Raw genomic sequence first — 18,167 nt, 5'->3', positions numbered from 1 at the left:
GTCGGGTGAGGGCGAAGTTCGACCGCGAGGTGCGCGAAGGTCGCGTGGTGCCGGAGGGGCACAGATATTGCCCGGCCTGCGGCGCGGTCCAGCCGTTCGATGCCTTCCCCCGCAACCGGGCCGACACCTCCGGCTATGCCACCTACTGCAAGCCCTGCCACAACACCAAGACCAGGAAGACCAAAGAGCGGCTGTACGGGGGTAACCGCGAATACCACCTGCGGCGGCGTTACGGCGTCGGGGAGAAGGAGTTCCAGGAGCTCCTCGCCGAGCAGGGCGGTGTCTGCGCCATCTGTGAGCGCCCCGATCCGGAACATCTGGACCACGATCATCGCACCGGATGGGTGCGCGGGATACTCTGCTTCAACTGCAACGGTGGTCTTGGCCAGTTCCGTGACAGTCCCATGAGGCTGGCCAGGGCGATCACGTACCTGAGAGGAACCACGTGGCAGCGGGCTTTGATCCATCCGGGCGTCTACCAGATGTGTTCACCAACGCGGGGACGTCCTCCTTCACCACGTTTCTGAGCCGGGTGGCCCCCGAGATGCTGCCCGGTCGGCGACCGCTGCCGCCGGGCATGGCCGCCGACCTGGCGCCGCACGCGACAACAATCGTGGCCATCTCGGCCGCCGGTGGCGTGGTGATGGCCGGCGACCGTCGGGCCACCATGGGCAACCTGATCGCCCAGCGCGACATCGAGAAGGTGCACCCCGCCGACGCGTACTCGCTTGTCGGCATCGCCGGCACCGCGGGCATCGGCATCGAGCTGATGCGACTGTTCCAGGTGGAGCTGGAGCACTACGAAAAGATCGAGGGCGCGATGCTCTCGCTCGACGGCAAGGCCAACCGGCTGGCCTCGATGATCCGGGGCAATCTGGGCGCGGCCATGCAGGGCCTCGCTGTGGTGCCGCTGTTCGCCGGCTTCGATCTGGCCGGCGCCGACCCGGCGAAGGCCGGGCGGATCTTCAGCTTCGACGTCACCGGTGGCCCGTACGAGGAGACCGGCTATGACGCGATCGGCTCCGGTTCGCTCTTCGCGAAGTCGGCCCTGAAGAAGCGTTTCCGGGCCGGGCTGTCCGTCGAGGACGCGACACGTCTCGCGGTCGAGGCGCTCTACGACGCGGCCGACGACGACACCGCGACCGGCGGGCCGGACCTGACCCGCCGGATCTATCCGGTGGTGATGACCGCCACCGCCGAGGGCACCCGCCGGCTGACCGACCCCGAGACGGCGGCGATCGCCGAAGGTGTGGTCAGTGGCCGGATGGAGAACCCGGGCGGTTGAGCCCCGTCCACCCCCACCCGTCAGCAGTCGTCAGCACAGCGCCGTAAGGAGAACCGCCGCCGTGGCCATGCAGTTCTACGCCTCGCCCGAACAGATCATGCGCGACCGTTCCGAGTTGGCCCGCAAGGGCATCGCTCGGGGCCGCAGCGCGGTGGTCCTGAGCTACTCCGGCGGCGTGCTCTTCGTCGCGGAGAACCTCTCCAGTGCCCTGCACAAGGTCAGCGAGATCTACGACCGGATCGGCTTCGCCGCGGTCGGCCGCTACAACGAGTTCGAGAACCTGCGCCGGGCCGGTGTGCGGATGGCCGACCTCAACGGGCTCAGCTACGACAGGCGTGACGTCACCGGCCGCGCGCTTGCCAACGCCTTCGCGCAGACCCTCGGGGCGATCTTCACCGAGCAGTCGAAGCCGTTCGAGGTGGAGATCTGCGTGGCGGAGGTCGGGGCGACCGCCGAGGATGACGAGCTGTACCGGCTCACCTACGACGGCTCGGTCAACGACGAGCCGGGGCGGATGGCGATGGGTGGCCAGGCCGAGGCGATCACCGGTGTGCTGAAGTCGCAGCACCGTCCGGACATGTCTCTCTCCGAGGCCGCCCGGGTGGCGCTGCAGGCGTTGAGCGCCGTCGGCGGGGAGGGCGGCGCGGCCCGCACGATCGCCGCCAACCAGCTCGAGGTGGCGGTGCTGGACCGCCAGCGGGTGGGTCGTACGTTCCGGCGGATCACCGGCGCGGCCCTGACGGCGCTGTTGGACGGCGATGTCGCCGCCGCCGAGCAGCCCGGCGCGGCGGGTGGCCCGGACACGCCGGCGGTGCCGGCGACGGAGTCGCACAAGCCGACGTCGTCGGCGGGCTCCGCCGACCTGGAGGACAAGCCGGCCGACGGCAAGTAGATCGGCCGGCGGTGCGACATGCGCCGCCGGCCCGCAACGCGGCCGGCGGGCGGGCCGGGCTCGGCCGTGCCGGCAGCACCGGCCCGCGGCGAACCGGGGATCAGACCCCAGCGGGGTTGACGAGCGCCTGGGTGGCGACGAACGCCGCGACGGCGAAGACGAGCCAGGCGAACGCGCGTTGCAGCCGGTGGGTGGGCAGCCGGGTGGCGATCCGGCTGGCGGCAAGTGAGCCGGCGATGGCGGCGGCGGTGAAGGCCGTGGCGATGCCGTAGTCGATGGTGGCGTCGCCGACGTGGGCGGCGAACCCGGCGGCCGAGTTGATGACGATGATGGCCAGTGAGGTGGCGACGGCAGCCGGCATGCTCAGCCCGAGCAGCAGGACCAGGGCGGGGATGATGAGGAAGCCGCCGCCGACGCCGAACAGGCCGGTCAGGAAGCCGACGGTGAGCCCGGCGGCGGCGGCTTTCGGGAGACAACCGCGCCAGTTGACGCCGCCGTCGGGCAGCGCGCAGTCGCCGCCGGAGTCGTCGGTGTCGCGCAGCATCCGGACGCCGGCGACGACCATGAGGACGGCGAAGCCGCCGAGGACGACGCGAGGGTCGAGGAGCCGGTTGACGGCGGCGCCGGCGAACGTCGCCGCTGCGCCCGTGCCGCCGATGATGGCGGCCAGGCGCCACCGCACCAGGCCGGCGCGCAGCCGGGGGAGCAGTGCGGTGGCCGACGAGATGCCGACCACGAGCAGTGAGGTGGGTACGGCCGCGGCGAGGGTGAGGCCGGCGCCGTAGACGAGGGCGGGGACGGCCAGGATCGAGCCGCCCCCGCCGAGGAGGCCGAGCAGGACACCCACGAGGGCGCCGAACCCGATCGCGGCGATCATGCGTCACCCCCTCCCGGCCGACCCGTACCGGTCGGCCGGGAACGTGTGCTGCACGGACAACGCATGGTGCTACCGCTGGTCCGCGGCGATGGCCCTGACGACCTGGTCGAGGCTGGTGCGGGGGCCACGGTTGTACGGGAGTTTGGCCAACATCATGCCCATGGCGCAGGTGTTGCTGAGCGCGGCGAAGGTGAGGCCGGCGCCGATGAACGCGGCGACCCACTTGACCGGCTCGACAAGGGCGCTGACGAGGACGGCGACCAGGACGATGCTGCCGGCGACGAGGCGTACCTGCCGTTCGAGATCCCAGCGGGGCCTGCCGGTGTTGATCGGCGCGCGGGCCGCCTGCCAGGCGGTGATGCCGCCGGTGAGGACCCGCACGTTCGGCAGGCCGGCAGAGGCGAGGGCCTGCTCGGCCTGGGCGGCACGCTGCCCGGAGCGGCAGACGAGCACGACCTGCTCGTCGAGGTGGGCGCGGAGTTCGTCGCGGTGTTCGCGCAGCAGGTCCAGCGGCACGTTGTAGGAGCCGGGGATGTGTGCGCTCTCGAACTCGGCAGGGGTGCGCACGTCGATCAGCCGAGGCGCGTGGACGGTGCCGACGAGGTCTTGCAGGGCGGCGACGTCGAGGCTGGCCGGGGTGCTTGTGGGCGTGGTCATGTGGTGCGGGTGCTCCTGTTCGGTTTCGGGGACGGGTCAGTTTCCGGGGACGGTGGGCAGGCCGGCGTCAGCGGCTGCGGCGTACGCGTCGTCGATGTGCACGACCTCGCGGCCGGCTCGTTGCAGCAGGCTGCTGGCGGCCGCCGCCCGGTAGCCGGAGCCGCAGTGCACCCACACCGTGCCGGCCGGTACGTCGTCGAGGCGGTGCGGCAGGTCGGGCAGCGGAATGTGGGCCACGCCGTCGATGTGCTCGGTACGCCATTCGTTTGTCATCCGTACGTCGAGCACCACGTCTGCGGCGGGCAGGTCGGGGTTGCCGGCGCGGGCGGCGGCGAGGTCGGCGAAGGTCGCCGTGGTGAGGGTGGTCAGCCGGTTGTCGTCGTCGGCCGCCCACTGCTCGGGGCTGCCGGTCGCCGCGGCGGCGGGCCTGTCGATCCCGATGCGGGCCAGTTCCCGTTGCGCGTCGGCGACCTGCTGCTCGCTGTCGCCGAGCAGGGTGATCGGTGTGCCCCACGGTGCCATCCAGCCCAGCCAGGTCGACATGGGGCCGTCGAGGCCGAAGCTCAGGGTGCCGGTGAGGTGTCGGTGCGCGAACGCCTTGCGGGAGCGCAGGTCGACCACCCACTCCCCGTCGGCGATCCGCTGAGCAAGCGCGGCCGGGTCGGCGGCGGCGACCGGGGTGAGGTCGATGAGGTCGGCCCCGGCGGTGTTACGGGCACCCATGTGCGCGTAGTAGGCCGGGTAGGCGTCCAGCCCGGCGAGGGTCTCCTGGACGAAGTCGTCGGCCTCGAGGCGTAGCGCCGGGTTGGCGGTGCGCTCCCGACCGATCGTCGACTCCGGGGCGTCGGATTGGGTGGCGGAGCAGAAGCTGCCGAAGCCGTGGGTGGGCCACACCTGGGCGCCGTCGGGCAGAAGGTCGGCCAGCCGGTGCGCGGAGGCGTACTGCTGCTCGGCGAGGGTGTGGGCGTGCTGCTTGCCGAGGAGGTCGGTGCGGCCGGTGGTGCCGAACAGCAAGGATCCGCCGGTGAACACCCCTACCGGGCCGGCGTCGCCATCGAGGACGTAGGACAGGTGGTGGAAGGTGTGCCCGGGGGTGGCCACGACCCGCAACCGCATCCGCTCCGACACAGTGATCGCGTCACCGTCGGTGACCGGCCGCCGCTCGAAGTCGACGTCGTCGTCGCCCGCGACCAGGTACGTCGCGCCGGTGAGCCGGGCGAGGGCGAGCCCTCCGGAGACGTAGTCGTTGTGCAGGTGCGTTTCGGCGACGTGGGTGATGCGTACGCCGAGGCTGCCGGCCAGCGCCAGGAGACGGTCGATGTCGCGTTGCGGGTCGACGACGATGGCCACCTGGCCGTCGTGGGCAAGATAGCTGCGGTCGCCCAGGGACGAGGTCTGCACGACCTCCACACTCAGGTCAGTCACTGCTCTATCTCCTCGCTCGATTGCGGTAATGGTCAGCGCGCGGTGTCGGCCCGAGCCGGGCCTCAGGGCGACCGGCCGGGCAGCGCCGGTGCCTGTCGTCGCCATCGGGCGTACGACCAGCCCGCCGCAGTGGCACACCGTCACTAGGACGGGCGTCCCAAGGGGCGGCGGCGTGGATGGGCACGCTTCACCCAGTGGCAGGCTGGCTCGGCGGTGTGCCCTCGTCTCGCCGGCTCTTTCAACCCCTGTCGCACAGGCGGCGTACCCAGGGGGACGTGGAATGCACCGGGGCGTCCCCCCGGCGCGCGACGATCTCCGGTAGGTCAGGAGAGGGCCAGGAACAGCTTCTCGAGCTCTTCTTCACTCATCGGCGGCTCCTCGCCGCGCCCACGGGCAGCCTGGCACTCCCGCATGCCAGTAGCGATGATCTTGAAGCCCGCTCGGTCGACAGCGCTGGACACGGCGGCAAGTTGGGTGAGGACCTGCTTGCAGTCGTCACCGTTCTCGATCATCGCGATCACGGCGCCGAGTTGCCCCTGCGCCCGCTTCAGTCGGGTCAGCGCGTCCTTCAGCATGATCGGACCCATCTCCATGTGCACCCACCTCCTTCGCCAACATACCCCCGGGGGTATGTTCCACACCCTACTGTCTCGGTCCAACATACCCCCGGGGGTATCTGTTCCGACGCCACGGTGCGGTGCGTCACCCCAGAACAGCCATGATCGGCTCGCGTTCCTGGAAATCGGGGCATCCGACGTGCTGGGACACCCCGACTTCCAGGGAACCGAGTCGATCACCCGTCAGAACACCGCGCTGCGCGACGCCCACCCCCACCCACCACGCTGAGCCCGCGGCAACCGCGAGGTGCGGACCAGGTCGAGGTGATGATGGACCCGGCGACCAGTGTGACCACTGACCTCGAGGGGTCAGGCCCCTCCGGGCACTCCCGGCGTGACAGCCTCGCGGGTCGGCGACGGGACGGAATCCGCATTGGCGGTGCGGGCGCGAAGCAGGACGATCATGGTGGCGGCGACCACCACGGAGCCGATGGTGTAACCGAGCTCGACCCGCAGCGCGGTGGAGACCGGGGCGAGGGTGGCGACGACGAGCGCCGCCACGCCGACGGCCCACGCCGCGGCCTGGGCCCGGTGCCTGTCGAGGGCGAGCAACCCCTGGCCGAGCACCATCGCCCACAGGTAGGCGAGGGTGGCTGCGGCGAGCCACGCGAAGTCGCCGTGGCCGAGGACGTCCGGCGCGTCGAAGAGGGTCTGCACCAGCCATGGCCCGAGCAGCACGGCGACCACGGCGCCGGTGAGGCCGAGCGCGGTGACCACACCAAGTGCCCGGCGCAGCAGGCTGTGGAAGCCGGTGCGGTCGCCGGTGGTGGCGCTCGTGGCGAGGCCGGGCAGCAGGGAGGCCTGGAGCGAGGCGAAGACGAACAGCGGGATCCGGACGAGCACCAGCGCGGAGAGCAGCGCACCGGCGGTGGCGACGTCGGACGGGTCCAGCACCCGAACGTTGATCACGCCGATGTTGACCACGACCTGGGAGAGCAGGCTGGACACGATGAGCAGGCCGAGGCCGCGCAGTATCGGCGCCCAGGCCATCGGGACGCCACCGCCGAGGGCACGCAGCACCGGCGGGGCGGTGAGCGCCACCCCGATCAGCGGCGCGACGATGAGCACCGCGCCGAACCAGATGGGGGAGGTGACGCCGGTCAGGCCGAGTACGGCGACGAGAACGATGCGCAGACCGCCGTCGACGCCGAGTTGGGTGCCGTACCAGGGGAACAGTTGCAGGCCGGAGAGCACACCGCGGGTGGTGTGCGCGACGGCGAGCGCGGCGAGCGACCCGATCAGCACGGTGACCATGCGGCTGTCGCCAGCGAAGAACCGGTCGGTGAGCGGCCCCCGCGCGGCGATGATCAGCGCGACGATGGCGACGAGCAGGCCGAGGGCCAGAGCGGCCCCCCGCGCCAGCACCGGCCCGGGCGGCAGGCCCTGGCTGTGTCGCCCGGCCACGAGCCGGGCGACCTCCTGCTCGACGGGCATGAACAGGCCGATGCCGAGGGTGAAGACGATCGTCCAGAGCACCGACAGCGACGAGTAGTCCGCGACGGTGAGGCTGTGCCCGGCGACAGCCAGGTGAACGTAGGAGGCGAGCCCCAGAAGGGCCAGGCCCGCGCCGACGGCGAGGGTGCCCGGTGGGACCAGACTCAGGAGCCGCCGGATCACCTGCGGATGAGCGCCAACGTGAGCACGGCGAACGCGCGGCCGAGGTAGATCATGGCCTTGGCGGGGGAGTGGCTGGGGGTGCCCGCCATCCGCTTGCGCATGGCCACCGGCACCTGCCGGATGGTGTAACCGCGCCGGGCGGTGTGCACGAGCGTCTCGACGGTGTCGCCCAGGTATTCCACCGGATACCACGTGGCGAACATGTCGATCACCCGACGGTTGGCGGCCCGGAACCCGGAGGTGGTGTCGGTGAGCTTGGTGTGGGCGACGCGGGACAGCACGCCGGAGAGCATGACCATGGCCCAGCGGCGGGGGCCGCGGACGGTGTAGTCGCCCTCACCGGCGAACCGGGCGCCGATCACCAGATCCGTCTCGTCGAGCAGGTCGACGAGCTTCGGCACGTATCGGGGATCGTGCTGGCCGTCCGCGTCGATCTGGATGGCCACGTCGTAGTCGTGGTCCCGGGCGTAGCGGTAGCCCAGCCGCATGGCGCCGCCAACACCCAGGTTGTAGGGCAGTTTGGCGACCCGGGCGCCAGCGGCGGCGGCTACGGCGGCGGTGCGGTCGGTGGAGCCGTCGTCGACGACGAGCACGTCGACACCCGGCAACTCGCCTCGGACCTCGCCGACCACCTCGGCGATCGAGCCGGACTCGTTGAGCGCCGGGATGATGATCAGGACCCGCTTGCCGTTAACCATCGTGCGACACCAGTTCGTCTCGGGCCGCCCGGTCCGCGTCGATCTCGGCGCGGAGCAGAGCGAAGTCTTCGGCCAGGGTGCGGGTCTCTTCCTCCAGGGCGCTGACCTCCCAGCTGAGGTGCACGCAGACCAGCAGCAGGAAGACGATGCCGAGGAAGAGCACAAGGCTCACGCCGGAGGCGACTCCGAGCAACTCGGCGACGTTGTCCAGCAGGCGGGGGAACAGCGACAGCGGGATGACGATCACCAGGACGCCGAGCCAGAGCATGCCGTACTTCTCGCGGAGCTGCCGGCGGCGCAGCAGCTCGACGATCGTGGCCAGCAGTATCAAGCCGGTCAAGCCGGTGACGAGGGTGAGCTTCATGCGACCTTCCACGAGGAGGGTGGAGCGGCGGAGGCGAACGCGGCGGCCAGGGTGGTGCGCCAGCCCTCGAGGGGTGGCACACCCATGGCGGCCCAACGGCCGTGCCCTAGCAGACTGTACGCCCGTCGGGGGACGGAACGGGAGGACAGGTCGTCGCTGATCGGCCGGAACCGGTCGGAATCCCAGCCACCCAGCGCTAACACCGACCGGTGCGGGCCGGGCCAGATGGCACGGCCGACGCCGGTGACGAGCGGTCGGGTCATGCGGTCGGTGCCGCCTTCAGCGGCTCCCACCAGGCCCGGTTGTCGCGGTACCACTGCACGGTCTGCGCCAGGCCGTCGGCGAGGTCGATGCTGGGGGCGTACCCCAGCTCTTGATTGATCTTGGTGATGGCCAGCGAGTAGCGGCGGTCGTGGCCCTTGCGGTCGGCGACCGGGACGACCCGGTCCCAGCCGGCGCCGCAGGCGTCCAGGAGCAGGCCGGTGAGCTCCTTGTTGGTCAGCTCGGTGCCGCCGCCGATGTTGTAGACCTCGCCCGCGCGGCCCTTCTGCTGGACCATCGCGATGCCCCGGCAGTGGTCGTGCACGTGCAGCCAGTCGCGGACGTTGCCACCGTCGCCGTAGAGCGGAACGGTGCCGCCGTCGAGCAGGTTGGTGACGAACAGCGGGATGACCTTCTCCGGGAACTGGTACGGCCCGTAGTTGTTGGAGCAGCGGGTGACCACCACGTCCATGCCGTGGGTGCGGTGGTAGGCCAGGGCCAGCAGGTCCGAGCCGGCCTTCGAGGCCGAGTACGGGGAGTTCGGGGCGAGCGGCCACGTCTCGGTCCACGAGCCCTCGTCGATCGAGCCGTACACCTCGTCGGTGGAGACGTGCACGAAACGGGAGGTGCCGTGTCGCAGGGCGGCGTCCAACAGCGTCTGGGTGCCCAGCACGTTTGTGGTGACGAAGGGCGCGGCGCCGGCGATCGAGCGGTCGACGTGCGATTCGGCGGCGAAGTGCACGATCACGTCGTGCCCGGCGACCACCTCGTCGACGGCGGTCGGGTCGCAGATGTCGCCCTGCACGAAGCGCAGCCGGGGGTCGTCGCGCACCGGGTCGAGGTTCGCCAGGTTGCCCGAGTAGGTCAGTTTGTCGAGCACTGTCACGGTGGCGGGATCGACCGCGGGCACGCCCGAGGCGCTGCCACCAGGCACGCCCAGCAGCATGCGGACGTACTCCGAACCGATGAAGCCGGCACCGCCGGTGACGAGGATCCTCACGGGTCCAGGAGTGTACGCGAACCGATGGGTTGGCTGACGGCGGCAGACCGCCGACATGCCGGAGCTTGGTGGTGCGGCTAAGCTCCCCCGGTGCGCGGAATCCTACTCGCTGGCGGCACTGGTTCCCGGCTCTGGCCGATCACCCGGGCAGTGTCCAAGCAGCTGATGCCGGTGTTCGACAAGCCGATGATCTACTATCCCCTCTCCACCCTGGTGATGTCCGGGGTTCGGGAGATCCTGGTGATCACCACACCGGAGGACCAGGACCAGTTCCGCCGGCTGCTCGGCGACGGCAGCCAGTTCGGGCTGCGGCTGGAGTACGTCACGCAGGCCCGCCCGGAGGGCATCGCGCAGGCGTTCGTGCTGGGCGCCGACTTCATCGGCGACGAGTCCGTCGCGCTGATCCTCGGCGACAACATCTTCCACGGCGTCGGCCTGGGCCGGCAGTTGGCCGCACACGGCGACCTGGTCGGCGGCCGGGTGTTCGCGTACCCGGTGGCCAACCCCGAGGCGTACGGCGTTGTCGACTTCGACGCCGACGGCCGGGTGCTCTCGATCGAGGAGAAGCCGGTCCGGCCGAAGTCCCGCTACGCGGTGCCCGGCCTGTACTTCTACGACAACCGGGTGGTCGAGATCGCCAGCAAGCTCACCCCCAGCGCCCGGGGCGAGCTGGAGATCACCGCGATCAACGAGACGTACCGGGAGAACGGCGAGCTGTCCGTCACGCTGCTCGACCGGGGCACCGCCTGGCTGGACACCGGCACGTTCAACTCGATGATGCAGGCCGGCGAGTTCGTCCGGGTCATCGAGGAGCGGCAGGGCCTGAAGATCGGCTGTGTCGAGGAGGTGGCCTGGCGGGCCGGCCTGATCGACGACGACCAGCTGCGCGCTCTCGCCGAGCCGCTGATCAAGAGCGGCTACGGCGACTACCTGCTCGGCCTGCTGGCCGAGAAGCACGAGCGGCAGGTGGGCCGGTGAAGATCCGCGAGCTGGGCATCGAGGGCGCCTGGGAGATCACCCCCCAGCAGCACGGCGACCCGCGCGGCATGTTCATGGAGTGGTACCGCTTCGACAGGCTCGCCGACGCCGTCGGCCACCCGCTGCGCCTGGCCCAGGCCAACATGTCGGTCTCGGCGCGCGGCGTGGTGCGCGGCATCCACTTCGCCGACGTGCCGCCCGGCCAGGCCAAGTACGTCACCTGCGTCCGCGGCGCCGTCCTCGACGTGATCGTGGACCTGCGGGTGGGCTCGCCTACCTTCGGCAGGTGGGAGGGCGTCCGGCTGGACGACACCGACAGGCGGGCGGTCTACATCGGCGAGGGCCTCGGGCACGGCTTCTGCGCGCTTACCGACGACGCGACGCTCAGCTACCTCTGCTCGGCCACGTACAACCCGACCGGCGAGCACGGGGTGCACCCGCTGGACGAGGAGCTGGGCATCGACTGGCCGGCCGACGTCCCGCTGCTGTCCGCCCGCGACGACGCGGCGCCGACCCTCGCGCAGGCCCGGGAGCGCGGCATGCTGCCGGAGTACGACACGTGCCAGCGGTTCGTGGCGAGCCTCGGGCCGGACGGAATGTCGCACTCAACCGGTATGTGACCACGCCCGGCGTACCACCTGTGGTGTGACAGTGACAAACGGGGCCTCCGGGCGGCTAATGTCACACCATGGAGCGGCGAATCTTCGGCCTCGAGACCGAGTACGGCGTCACCTGCACCTATCGCGGGCAGCGGCGGCTGTCCCCGGACGAGGTCGCGCGGTATCTGTTCCGACGCGTCGTGTCCTGGGGCCGGTCGAGCAACGTGTTCCTGCGCAATGGGGCCCGTCTCTACCTGGACGTCGGGTCGCATCCGGAGTACGCCACACCGGAGTGCGACTCGGTGACCGACCTGGTCGCCCACGACCGGGCCGGCGAACGGATCCTGGAGGGGCTGCTCGTCGACGCGGAGAAGCGTCTGCACGACGAGGGCATCGCAGGTGAGATCTACCTGTTCAAGAACAACACCGACTCGGCCGGCAACTCGTACGGGTGCCACGAGAACTACCTGGTCTCCCGGCACGGCGAGTTCGGCCGACTCGCCGACGTGCTCATCCCGTTCCTTGTCACCCGGCAGTTGATCTGCGGGGCCGGCAAGGTCCTGCAGACCCCGCGCGGTGCGGTCTACTGCCTGTCACAGCGGGCCGAGCACATCTGGGAGGGCGTCTCGTCGGCGACCACCCGCAGCCGCCCGATCATCAACACCCGGGACGAGCCGCATGCCGACGCCGAGCGGTACCGGCGGCTGCACGTCATCGTCGGCGACTCGAACATGAACGAGGTCACCACGCTGCTCAAGGTCGGCACCGCCGACATCGTGCTGCGGATGATCGAGGCCGGGGTGGTGATGCGCGACCTGTCGCTGGAGAACCCGATCCGGGCGATCCGCGAGGTGTCGCACGACATCACCGGCCGGCGCAAGGTGCGGTTGGCCTCCGGCAAGGAGGTCAGCGCGCTCGACATCCAGCAGGAATACCTGGCCAAGGCCACCGAGTTCGTCGAGCGCCGGGGTGGCGACCAGGCCGCCAAGCGGGTCGTCGAGCTGTGGGGCCGGGTTCTGCGCGCGGTGGAGACCGGCGACCTGGAGCCGGTGTCCCGGGAGATCGACTGGGTGAGCAAGCTGCGGCTGATCGAGCGCTACCAGCGCAAGCACGACCTGCCGCTGTCGCACCCCCGGGTGGCGCAGTTGGATCTGGCCTACCACGACGTGCGTCGCGGTCGCGGCCTCTACGGGCTGCTGGAGCGCCGCGGCGAGGTCGACCGGGTGGCCACCGACCCGGAGATCTTCGAGGCCAAGGAGACCCCGCCGCAGACCACCCGGGCGCGGCTGCGCGGCGAGTTCATCAGGCACGCCCAGGAGAAGCGGCGGGACTTCACCGTCGACTGGGTGCACCTGAAGCTCAACGACCAGGCGCAGCGCACAGTGCTCTGCAAGGACCCGTTCCGCGCGTACGACGAGCGGGTGGAACGGCTCATCGCCAGCATGTGACGGGTGTGTCGGCCCTGCCGGTGGTCATCACCGGTGGGGCCGACCGGCCCGGTAGGCTGGGCGCGCCATGACGACTTCTGGACCTTCCGACCGCCCCGACAGCGGCACCGCGCGGCAGAACTGGGTCGAACGCCGGCGGGAGAAGATCCGCGCCGAGATCGACCGCAACCGACGCGGCGAATACACGGTGCCGACGTGGGTGCTGGCCCTGGCCCTGGCGCTCCTCGTCGGCGGTTGGCTAGCCCTGATCTTCCTCTCCTGACCGCCCGACTCTTTCCCCGTCCGTGATCGACGGGTGGGGGAGGTGGGCTGCCGCGTGGCGGCCGGCGGCGGCTGCCGCCAGGAAGTAGGCGTGGTCGGCGTCGAGGCCGCGGCCCATCGTGGACAGCGGCACGGTGCTGGCCCGCAGCGCGGCGTCGAGGCCGGCGGTGGGCACCCGCACGATCCGGTGCCGGGCCGCGAGCGGCGCCAGCGCCCTGTCCACCTCGGCGGCCAGCGCCGGGGCCAGGCCCTCCGGCACGACCAGATCCGCGGGAGCAAGCGCCACCCGGCCGTACGCGGTGAGGCTGTGGTGCGACACGCCCCGGTGCCGGGGGCGGGCGTCGGCGTCGGAGATCCGTAGTGAGCCGACCGCCCGACCGCCGAGCGTGACGATCGCGTTGACGGCCTCGCCGACGGCCACTCCGGAGAATCCCCACCGGGTGCCGGTGCCCAGGTTGCCCGGCCCCTGCGCCACGATTGCCACGTCGGCGTCGAGCACGTGGCGGGCGGCGAGCAGCCCGCCGTGCAGGGTGGTGGCCTCCAGATCGCCGCCGAACGCCTGCCCGACGGTGATCGTGCCCGCCAGGTCGGCGCGCAGCCCGGCCAGGGTGCGGGAGAACCAGGCCGGCAACGCCCCGCCGTCGGTCAGCAGGTACGCCACCCGGGCCTGTGGAGCGTCGGCCCGGATGCCGGCCAGGATCGCCGGCAGCGCCGAGTGCAGATCGGCGGTGACCACGGGCATCCCGCCCAGGTCGTCGGCGTCGGCGAGCACGTCACGGTGCGGCGACGCCTCCTCGTCGACGCCGAGCAGGATCGGTTGCAGCGGCGTGTAGCGGGCCTTGACGAGGTGCCCGGCGTCGCGGGTGTCGAGGGCCTGCGGCGGGTCGGGCGGCAGTCGGTCCGGCAGGGCCACCACCAGGGCGTACCCGCCGGTGCCCAACCCCATCAGCAGCGCGCCGGCGTTGAGCAGCACCCGGTCGCCGGGCTCGGGCGTGCCGACCAGCTCGGGATAGGCGAGCGCCCGCATCCGGGTGCCGTCGGGCAGGTCGACGTCGAGCTCCACCGCCCCGGTCCACTGCCGTCGCAGCCCCGCCACCGTCCCCGCCCGCCATCGCACCATGACGGGCACGCTAGCGGCGGGTGCCCGCCGTCCCGCGTCCGGGTGCCGCCGGCTCAGGTCGGGTCGGGTTCGCCGCCGGCGTCCTCGTTCGGCCGGGCCTGGGTGTCGCGGGCCTTCCCAGCGGCCCCGGGCAGCGAGCGGGTGGGGTCGAGGAAGACGTAGCGGATCTCCGGGTACCGCTCGGTGAGCCGCCGCTCGGCCTCGTCGGCGGTGGCCTCGATGGCCGCGCCGGTGGCCTCGTCGCGGAAGTCGACCTTCGCGGCGACAAGCACGTCGTCCGGGCCGAGTTGCATGGTCAGCAGGGTGTCGATCCGCTCGACCTCGGGCAGGCCGGCCAGGTCGTGTTCGATCTCGCGGCGCAGCCGCTCCGGGACCGCCCGGCCGACAAGCAGCGACAGGTTGTTGCTGGCCAGGATGGCGGCGACGATCAGCAGCAGCACCCCGATCAGGATCGAGGCGATGCCGTCCCACACCTCGTCGCCGGTGGCCTCGGACAGGCCCACACCGAGCGCCGCCAGCAGCAGCCCGATCAGGGCCGCGCTGTCCTCCAGGAAGACCGCCTTGACTGTGGTGTCGGCGGTCAGCCGCAGGAACCGCCGGGGGGTGGTCTGCCAGCGCCGGGACTCGCGGCGGACCTGCCGCACGGCCCGCGCCAGCGAGATCGACTCGATGACGAACGACACGGCCAGCACGACGTACGAGATCAGGTAGTCGCCGCTGTGCTCGTGTACGAGGATCGTGGTGACGCCGTGGGTGACGGCGAAACCGGCGCCGGCCACGAATGTGAACATCGCGGCGAAGAACGCCCACACGTAGCTTTCCTTGCCGTACCCGAAGGGGTGGCGGGGGTCCGCCGGCCGGGCGCCCCGGCGCAGCGCCTGGAAGAGCAGCACCTCGGTGGTGGTGTCGGCGATCGAGTGCGCCGCCTCGGAGAGCATCGCCGCCGAGCCGGAGATCAGCCCGGCGACCAGCTTGGCGATGGCGATGGCGAGGTTGGCGGCGCCGGCGACGACCACCGTGCCGACGCTCTCGCTCTCGGTCTTCATCTCCGGTTGTGCCATGAGGGCCACACTATGGCCGGCGTCAGTGCCGCGCCCGGTAGGCGCGATGATCACCACCGATCCGAACAAGTGTGCGGCACACCCCGCGCGGGTGCACGCCTCGGCGGTGTCGGCTGCTAGCGTCTACCCGTGTCGCGGACCCGCACCGAACGCCTGGTCAACCTGGTGATCTGCCTGCTGTCCACGCGACGGTTCCTGACCGCCGCGCAGATCGCCGCGACCGTGCCCGGTTACGAGCACGATCCGGACGACGCGCGTGACCACGAGGCGTTCCAGCGCAAATTCGAACGGGACAAGGCCGAGCTGCGCGAGCTGGGTGTTCCGTTGGAGACCGGCACGGCAAGTGTCTTCGACGCCGAGCCCGGCTACCGGATCGCCCACCGTGAATACGCGTTGCCCGACATCCCGCTCGAGCCGGACGAGGCCGCCGCGGTGGGCATCGCCGCTCGCCTGTGGCAGCACGCCGGGTTGGCGGCGGCCGCGTCGTCCGGGCTGGCCAAGCTACGCGCCGCGGGGGTGGACGTCGATCCGCAGGCCACACTGGGTCTGGAGCCGATGGTCACCGTCGACCCGTCGTTCGCGCCGCTGACCACCGCCGCGCGGGACCGTCGCGAGGTGGGGTTCGACTACCGCGTACCCGATCGGGACGCGCCGAGCCGTCGGCGGTTGCAGCCCTGGGGCGTGGTCTGCTGGCGTGGCCGGTGGTATGTGGTCGGCCACGACCTGGACCGCGAGGCCGCCCGCTGCTTCCGCCTGTCCCGCGTCGTCGGCGCGGTCCGGGTGACAGGCGCGCCCGGCGCCTACGAGCCGCCGGCCGGCGTCGACCTGATCAGCCACGTGGCGCGCTGGTCGGGCCCGGTGGAGCGCACCGGCCGTGCGACAGTGCTCGCCGCGCCGGGCCGGGCCGCCGGTCTGCGTCGCTGGGCGGTGGAGGTGACCGCCGGTCCGGACGGCGACCGGCTGGTCCTGCCGTACGCCGACCCGGACGGGCTTGCCGGTCAACTCGTCGGTTACGGCCCGGACGTGCGGGTGCTCGACCCGCCGGAGGTCCGCGAGGCGGTCATCCAGCGGCTCAAGGAGATCGCCGCCCGACACGACGAGCTGGCCGCCACGGGAGGTGCCCGGTGACCCGGCCGGCTGCCCGGGGCGGTTCCCGGGCCTCCGCCGACCGGCTGGCCCGGCTGCTCAACCTGGTGCCCTACCTGCTTGCCCGGCCCGGCATCGAGATCGCCGAGGCGGCCGGTGACCTGGGTGTCACCGAACGCCAGCTCCGGGAGGACCTGGAGCTGCTCTGGGTGTGCGGGCTGCCCGGCTACGGCCCCGGTGACCTGATCGACATGGCGTTCGACGGTGACCGGGTGACAATCACCTACGACGCCGGGATCGACAGGCCGCTGCGGCTCACCCCCGACGAGGCCCTCGCGCTCGTGGTGGCGCTGCGGATGCTCGCCGAGACGCCCGGGGTGGCCAACCGGGACGCCATCGAACGGGCCCTCGCCAAGATCGAGGACGCCGCGGGCGACCTGGTGGGCGCGCCGGTGGCGGTGCGGCTGCCCGGCGACAACCGGCGCGTCGAGGCGCTGCGCGCCGCCGTGGAGGGCGGCCGGGCGCTGCGGATCACCTACTACACGGCAGCGCGGGACGAGACCACCGACCGCGTCATCGACCCGCTGCGCATGCTGATGGTCGGCGGCCGGGCGTACGTGGAGGCGTGGTGCCGGCGTGCCGAGGCGGTCCGGCTGTTCCGCGCCGACCGGATCGACGCGATCGTCGAGCTGGAGGAGCCGGCCGCCGTTCCGCCGCAGGCCGTCCCGCACGACCTCAGCGAGGGCGTGTTCCGCCCGTCGCCCGACCTGCCGCTGATCACCCTGCGCATCGGGCGGGGCGAGCGGTGGATCACCGAGTACTACCCGTGTGAACGGGTGGAGGCCGGTGACGGCGACCAGTGGCTCGTCTCGCTGCGGGTGACCGACCTGGGCTGGGCTCGCCGGTTCGTGCTCGGTCTCGGCCCGGACGTCACTGTGGTCGCCCCCGTCGAGTTGGCCGAGCAGGTCCGGGCGACCACCGCCGCCGCGCTCGACGCGTACGCCGTGCCCGTGCCCACCGCCACGCCCCGGCGGCCGGAGGCCGACCTGGCCACGCCCGGCGCGGCTACCTCCGCCGCCGCGACGTCCGGCCCGCTCGGCGTGCCGTCGGCCGATCCGGCGACGGCCGGCCGCACACAGTAGGCTGACCGGCGTGTTGACGTGGATCGTGCTCGCGGTGGTGCTGCTCCCGCTCGTGGTGCTCGCGCTTGCCGTACGACCGGTGCTGACCCGACTGCCCCAGTTGCGACGCGCCTCGGTGGCGTTGCAGCGTCGGGCCGGCGAGGCCGAGATGCTGCGGGAGACCGCCGAGGCGTTGCAGCAGCGCGCCGAGGGGGTCCAGCGGCAGCTCGACACCGCTCAGCAACGCCTCGCCCTGATCAAGGCCAAGCGCGGCTGATCGACGCGCGTCAGCGCCCTTGCCGCACAGGGCGAGCAGGAGGCCCGGAGCGACCGTTCGGCGTCGGTTGACGGATCATCGTGGTTGGTCAAGACTTCACCCGACCGGGCCAGGACCATCACAGCCCCGCAGGTGGCAATCGGCTCGTCCGCACGTACGATGGGCTGCGTACCACCCCCGGACACAGACCGACTGGAGCTTCTCATGGGTGCCCTCAAGCCGTGGCACATCGCGGTTCTCGTGGTTGTGCTGATCCTGCTCTTCGGTGCGAAGCGGCTCCCCGACGCGGCCCGCTCGCTCGGCCGTTCGCTGCGGATCATCAAGGCCGAGACCAAGAGCCTGCAGGACGACGACCGCGACAACCTCGCCGAGAAGGCGGACGCGCAGGCCGGCTACCAGCCGCTGCCGCCGAACGCCGGGCAGCAGGCACCGTACGTCGGTCAGCCGCAGCAGGCGCCGTACCAGCAGGCGCCGCAGCAGCCGGTCGCCGACCCGGTGCACCGCGTCCGCGACAACTGACCGA

Annotated in this window: 22 protein-coding genes; 11 read left to right on the top strand and 11 right to left on the bottom strand. The window is 71.7% G+C overall.

Features of this window, described 5'->3' with window-relative positions; translation table 11 throughout:
* Nucleotides 1-5 precede the first annotated feature (5 nt).
* From ACFY2Q_RS20095 to prcA, 3 genes are all read left to right on the top strand, one after another.
* Entirely contained in the window at nt 6-527 is a 522-nt protein-coding gene (locus ACFY2Q_RS20095; RefSeq protein ID WP_387132314.1) for an endonuclease VII domain-containing protein, read from the top strand.
* Nucleotides 446-1,285 (top strand): proteasome subunit beta, encoded by an 840-nt coding sequence (prcB, locus tag ACFY2Q_RS20090; RefSeq protein WP_387132312.1) that lies wholly within the window; start codon nt 446-448, stop codon nt 1,283-1,285. Before ACFY2Q_RS20095 ends, prcB begins: the two co-directional genes overlap by 82 nt.
* Before the next feature lie 61 nt (nt 1,286-1,346).
* Nucleotides 1,347-2,177, top strand: a complete 831-nt coding sequence (gene prcA / locus ACFY2Q_RS20085) for a proteasome subunit alpha (protein ID WP_387132310.1) — start codon at nt 1,347-1,349, stop codon at nt 2,175-2,177.
* A gap of 100 nt (nt 2,178-2,277) precedes the next feature.
* On the opposite strand, the gene ACFY2Q_RS20080 is transcribed toward prcA, so the two are convergent.
* The 9 genes from ACFY2Q_RS20080 to rfbB form a co-directional block, all read right to left on the bottom strand.
* Nucleotides 2,278-3,054: a sulfite exporter TauE/SafE family protein gene (locus tag ACFY2Q_RS20080; RefSeq protein ID WP_387132308.1), complete on the bottom strand. Its 777-nt coding sequence runs from the start codon at nt 3,052-3,054 to the stop codon at nt 2,278-2,280.
* A gap of 69 nt (nt 3,055-3,123) precedes the next feature.
* Nucleotides 3,124-3,711, bottom strand: a complete 588-nt coding sequence (locus ACFY2Q_RS20075) for a rhodanese-like domain-containing protein (protein ID WP_387132306.1) — start codon at nt 3,709-3,711, stop codon at nt 3,124-3,126.
* 36 nt (nt 3,712-3,747) lie between these two features.
* Nucleotides 3,748-5,136, bottom strand: coding sequence for a rhodanese-like domain-containing protein (locus ACFY2Q_RS20070; protein ID WP_387132304.1), 1,389 nt, complete (start codon nt 5,134-5,136; stop codon nt 3,748-3,750).
* Between the two features lie 323 nt (nt 5,137-5,459).
* On the bottom strand, nt 5,460-5,711 hold the full coding sequence (locus ACFY2Q_RS20065; RefSeq protein WP_387132521.1) for a metal-sensitive transcriptional regulator: 252 nt from the start codon (nt 5,709-5,711) through the stop codon (nt 5,460-5,462).
* 351 nt (nt 5,712-6,062) lie between these two features.
* On the bottom strand, nt 6,063-7,370 hold the full coding sequence (locus tag ACFY2Q_RS20060; RefSeq protein WP_387132302.1) for a polysaccharide biosynthesis protein: 1,308 nt from the start codon (nt 7,368-7,370) through the stop codon (nt 6,063-6,065).
* Nucleotides 7,367-8,068, bottom strand: coding sequence for a glycosyltransferase family 2 protein (locus ACFY2Q_RS20055; protein WP_387132300.1), 702 nt, complete (start codon nt 8,066-8,068; stop codon nt 7,367-7,369). Before ACFY2Q_RS20055 ends, ACFY2Q_RS20060 begins: the two co-directional genes overlap by 4 nt.
* Complete coding sequence (locus tag ACFY2Q_RS20050; RefSeq protein WP_387132298.1) at nt 8,061-8,432, bottom strand: DUF2304 domain-containing protein; 372 nt, start codon at nt 8,430-8,432, stop codon at nt 8,061-8,063. The genes ACFY2Q_RS20055 and ACFY2Q_RS20050 overlap by 8 nt, the downstream gene beginning before the upstream one ends.
* Nucleotides 8,429-8,695 (bottom strand): hypothetical protein, encoded by a 267-nt coding sequence (locus ACFY2Q_RS20045; protein WP_387132296.1) that lies wholly within the window; start codon nt 8,693-8,695, stop codon nt 8,429-8,431. The genes ACFY2Q_RS20050 and ACFY2Q_RS20045 overlap by 4 nt, the downstream gene beginning before the upstream one ends.
* On the bottom strand, nt 8,692-9,693 hold the full coding sequence (rfbB, locus tag ACFY2Q_RS20040; protein ID WP_387132294.1) for a dTDP-glucose 4,6-dehydratase: 1,002 nt from the start codon (nt 9,691-9,693) through the stop codon (nt 8,692-8,694). Before rfbB ends, ACFY2Q_RS20045 begins: the two co-directional genes overlap by 4 nt.
* A gap of 90 nt (nt 9,694-9,783) precedes the next feature.
* On the opposite strand from rfbB, the gene rfbA reads away from it, so the two are divergent.
* The 4 genes from rfbA (at nt 9,784) to ACFY2Q_RS20020 (ending at nt 12,980) form a co-directional block, all read left to right on the top strand.
* Nucleotides 9,784-10,671 carry a glucose-1-phosphate thymidylyltransferase RfbA gene (gene rfbA / locus ACFY2Q_RS20035; protein WP_387132292.1) on the top strand — a complete coding sequence of 296 codons (888 nt, stop codon included), beginning with the start codon at nt 9,784-9,786 and terminating at the stop codon, nt 10,669-10,671.
* Complete coding sequence (gene rfbC, locus ACFY2Q_RS20030) at nt 10,668-11,291, top strand: dTDP-4-dehydrorhamnose 3,5-epimerase (protein WP_387132290.1); 624 nt, start codon at nt 10,668-10,670, stop codon at nt 11,289-11,291. The genes rfbA and rfbC overlap by 4 nt, the downstream gene beginning before the upstream one ends.
* A gap of 68 nt (nt 11,292-11,359) precedes the next feature.
* The gene (gene pafA / locus ACFY2Q_RS20025; protein WP_387132288.1) at nt 11,360-12,718 is read left to right on the top strand and encodes a Pup--protein ligase; all 1,359 of its coding nucleotides are present in this window, start codon (nt 11,360-11,362) and stop codon (nt 12,716-12,718) included.
* Between the two features lie 67 nt (nt 12,719-12,785).
* On the top strand, nt 12,786-12,980 hold the full coding sequence (locus tag ACFY2Q_RS20020) for a hypothetical protein (RefSeq protein ID WP_387132286.1): 195 nt from the start codon (nt 12,786-12,788) through the stop codon (nt 12,978-12,980).
* On the opposite strand, the gene ACFY2Q_RS20015 is transcribed toward ACFY2Q_RS20020, so the two are convergent.
* Complete coding sequence (locus ACFY2Q_RS20015) at nt 12,957-14,099, bottom strand: DUF3866 family protein (RefSeq protein ID WP_387132284.1); 1,143 nt, start codon at nt 14,097-14,099, stop codon at nt 12,957-12,959. The genes ACFY2Q_RS20020 and ACFY2Q_RS20015 overlap by 24 nt on opposite strands.
* A 53-nt stretch (nt 14,100-14,152) precedes the next feature.
* Nucleotides 14,153-15,160: a cation diffusion facilitator family transporter gene (locus ACFY2Q_RS20010; protein ID WP_387132282.1), complete on the bottom strand. Its 1,008-nt coding sequence runs from the start codon at nt 15,158-15,160 to the stop codon at nt 14,153-14,155.
* 129 nt (nt 15,161-15,289) lie between these two features.
* On the opposite strand from ACFY2Q_RS20010, the gene ACFY2Q_RS20005 reads away from it, so the two are divergent.
* From ACFY2Q_RS20005 to tatA, 4 genes are all read left to right on the top strand, one after another.
* The gene (locus ACFY2Q_RS20005) at nt 15,290-16,288 is read left to right on the top strand and encodes a helix-turn-helix transcriptional regulator (RefSeq protein ID WP_387132280.1); all 999 of its coding nucleotides are present in this window, start codon (nt 15,290-15,292) and stop codon (nt 16,286-16,288) included.
* Nucleotides 16,285-17,388, top strand: a complete 1,104-nt coding sequence (locus tag ACFY2Q_RS20000) for a helix-turn-helix transcriptional regulator (RefSeq protein ID WP_387132278.1) — start codon at nt 16,285-16,287, stop codon at nt 17,386-17,388. The genes ACFY2Q_RS20005 and ACFY2Q_RS20000 overlap by 4 nt, the downstream gene beginning before the upstream one ends.
* Before the next feature lie 10 nt (nt 17,389-17,398).
* A complete protein-coding gene (locus ACFY2Q_RS19995; RefSeq protein WP_387132276.1) occupies nt 17,399-17,644 on the top strand; it encodes a hypothetical protein in 246 nt (81 codons plus the stop codon).
* A 204-nt stretch (nt 17,645-17,848) separates the two neighbouring features.
* Nucleotides 17,849-18,163 carry a Sec-independent protein translocase subunit TatA gene (tatA, locus tag ACFY2Q_RS19990; RefSeq protein ID WP_387132274.1) on the top strand — a complete coding sequence of 105 codons (315 nt, stop codon included), beginning with the start codon at nt 17,849-17,851 and terminating at the stop codon, nt 18,161-18,163.
* Nucleotides 18,164-18,167: the final 4 nt, after the last annotated feature.

It is taken from the genome of Micromonospora sp. NPDC000316, assembly GCF_042898885.1.
Classification (GTDB): Bacteria; Actinomycetota; Actinomycetes; order Mycobacteriales; family Micromonosporaceae; genus Micromonospora.
This window is presented reverse-complemented; position numbering and strand designations above follow the sequence as displayed.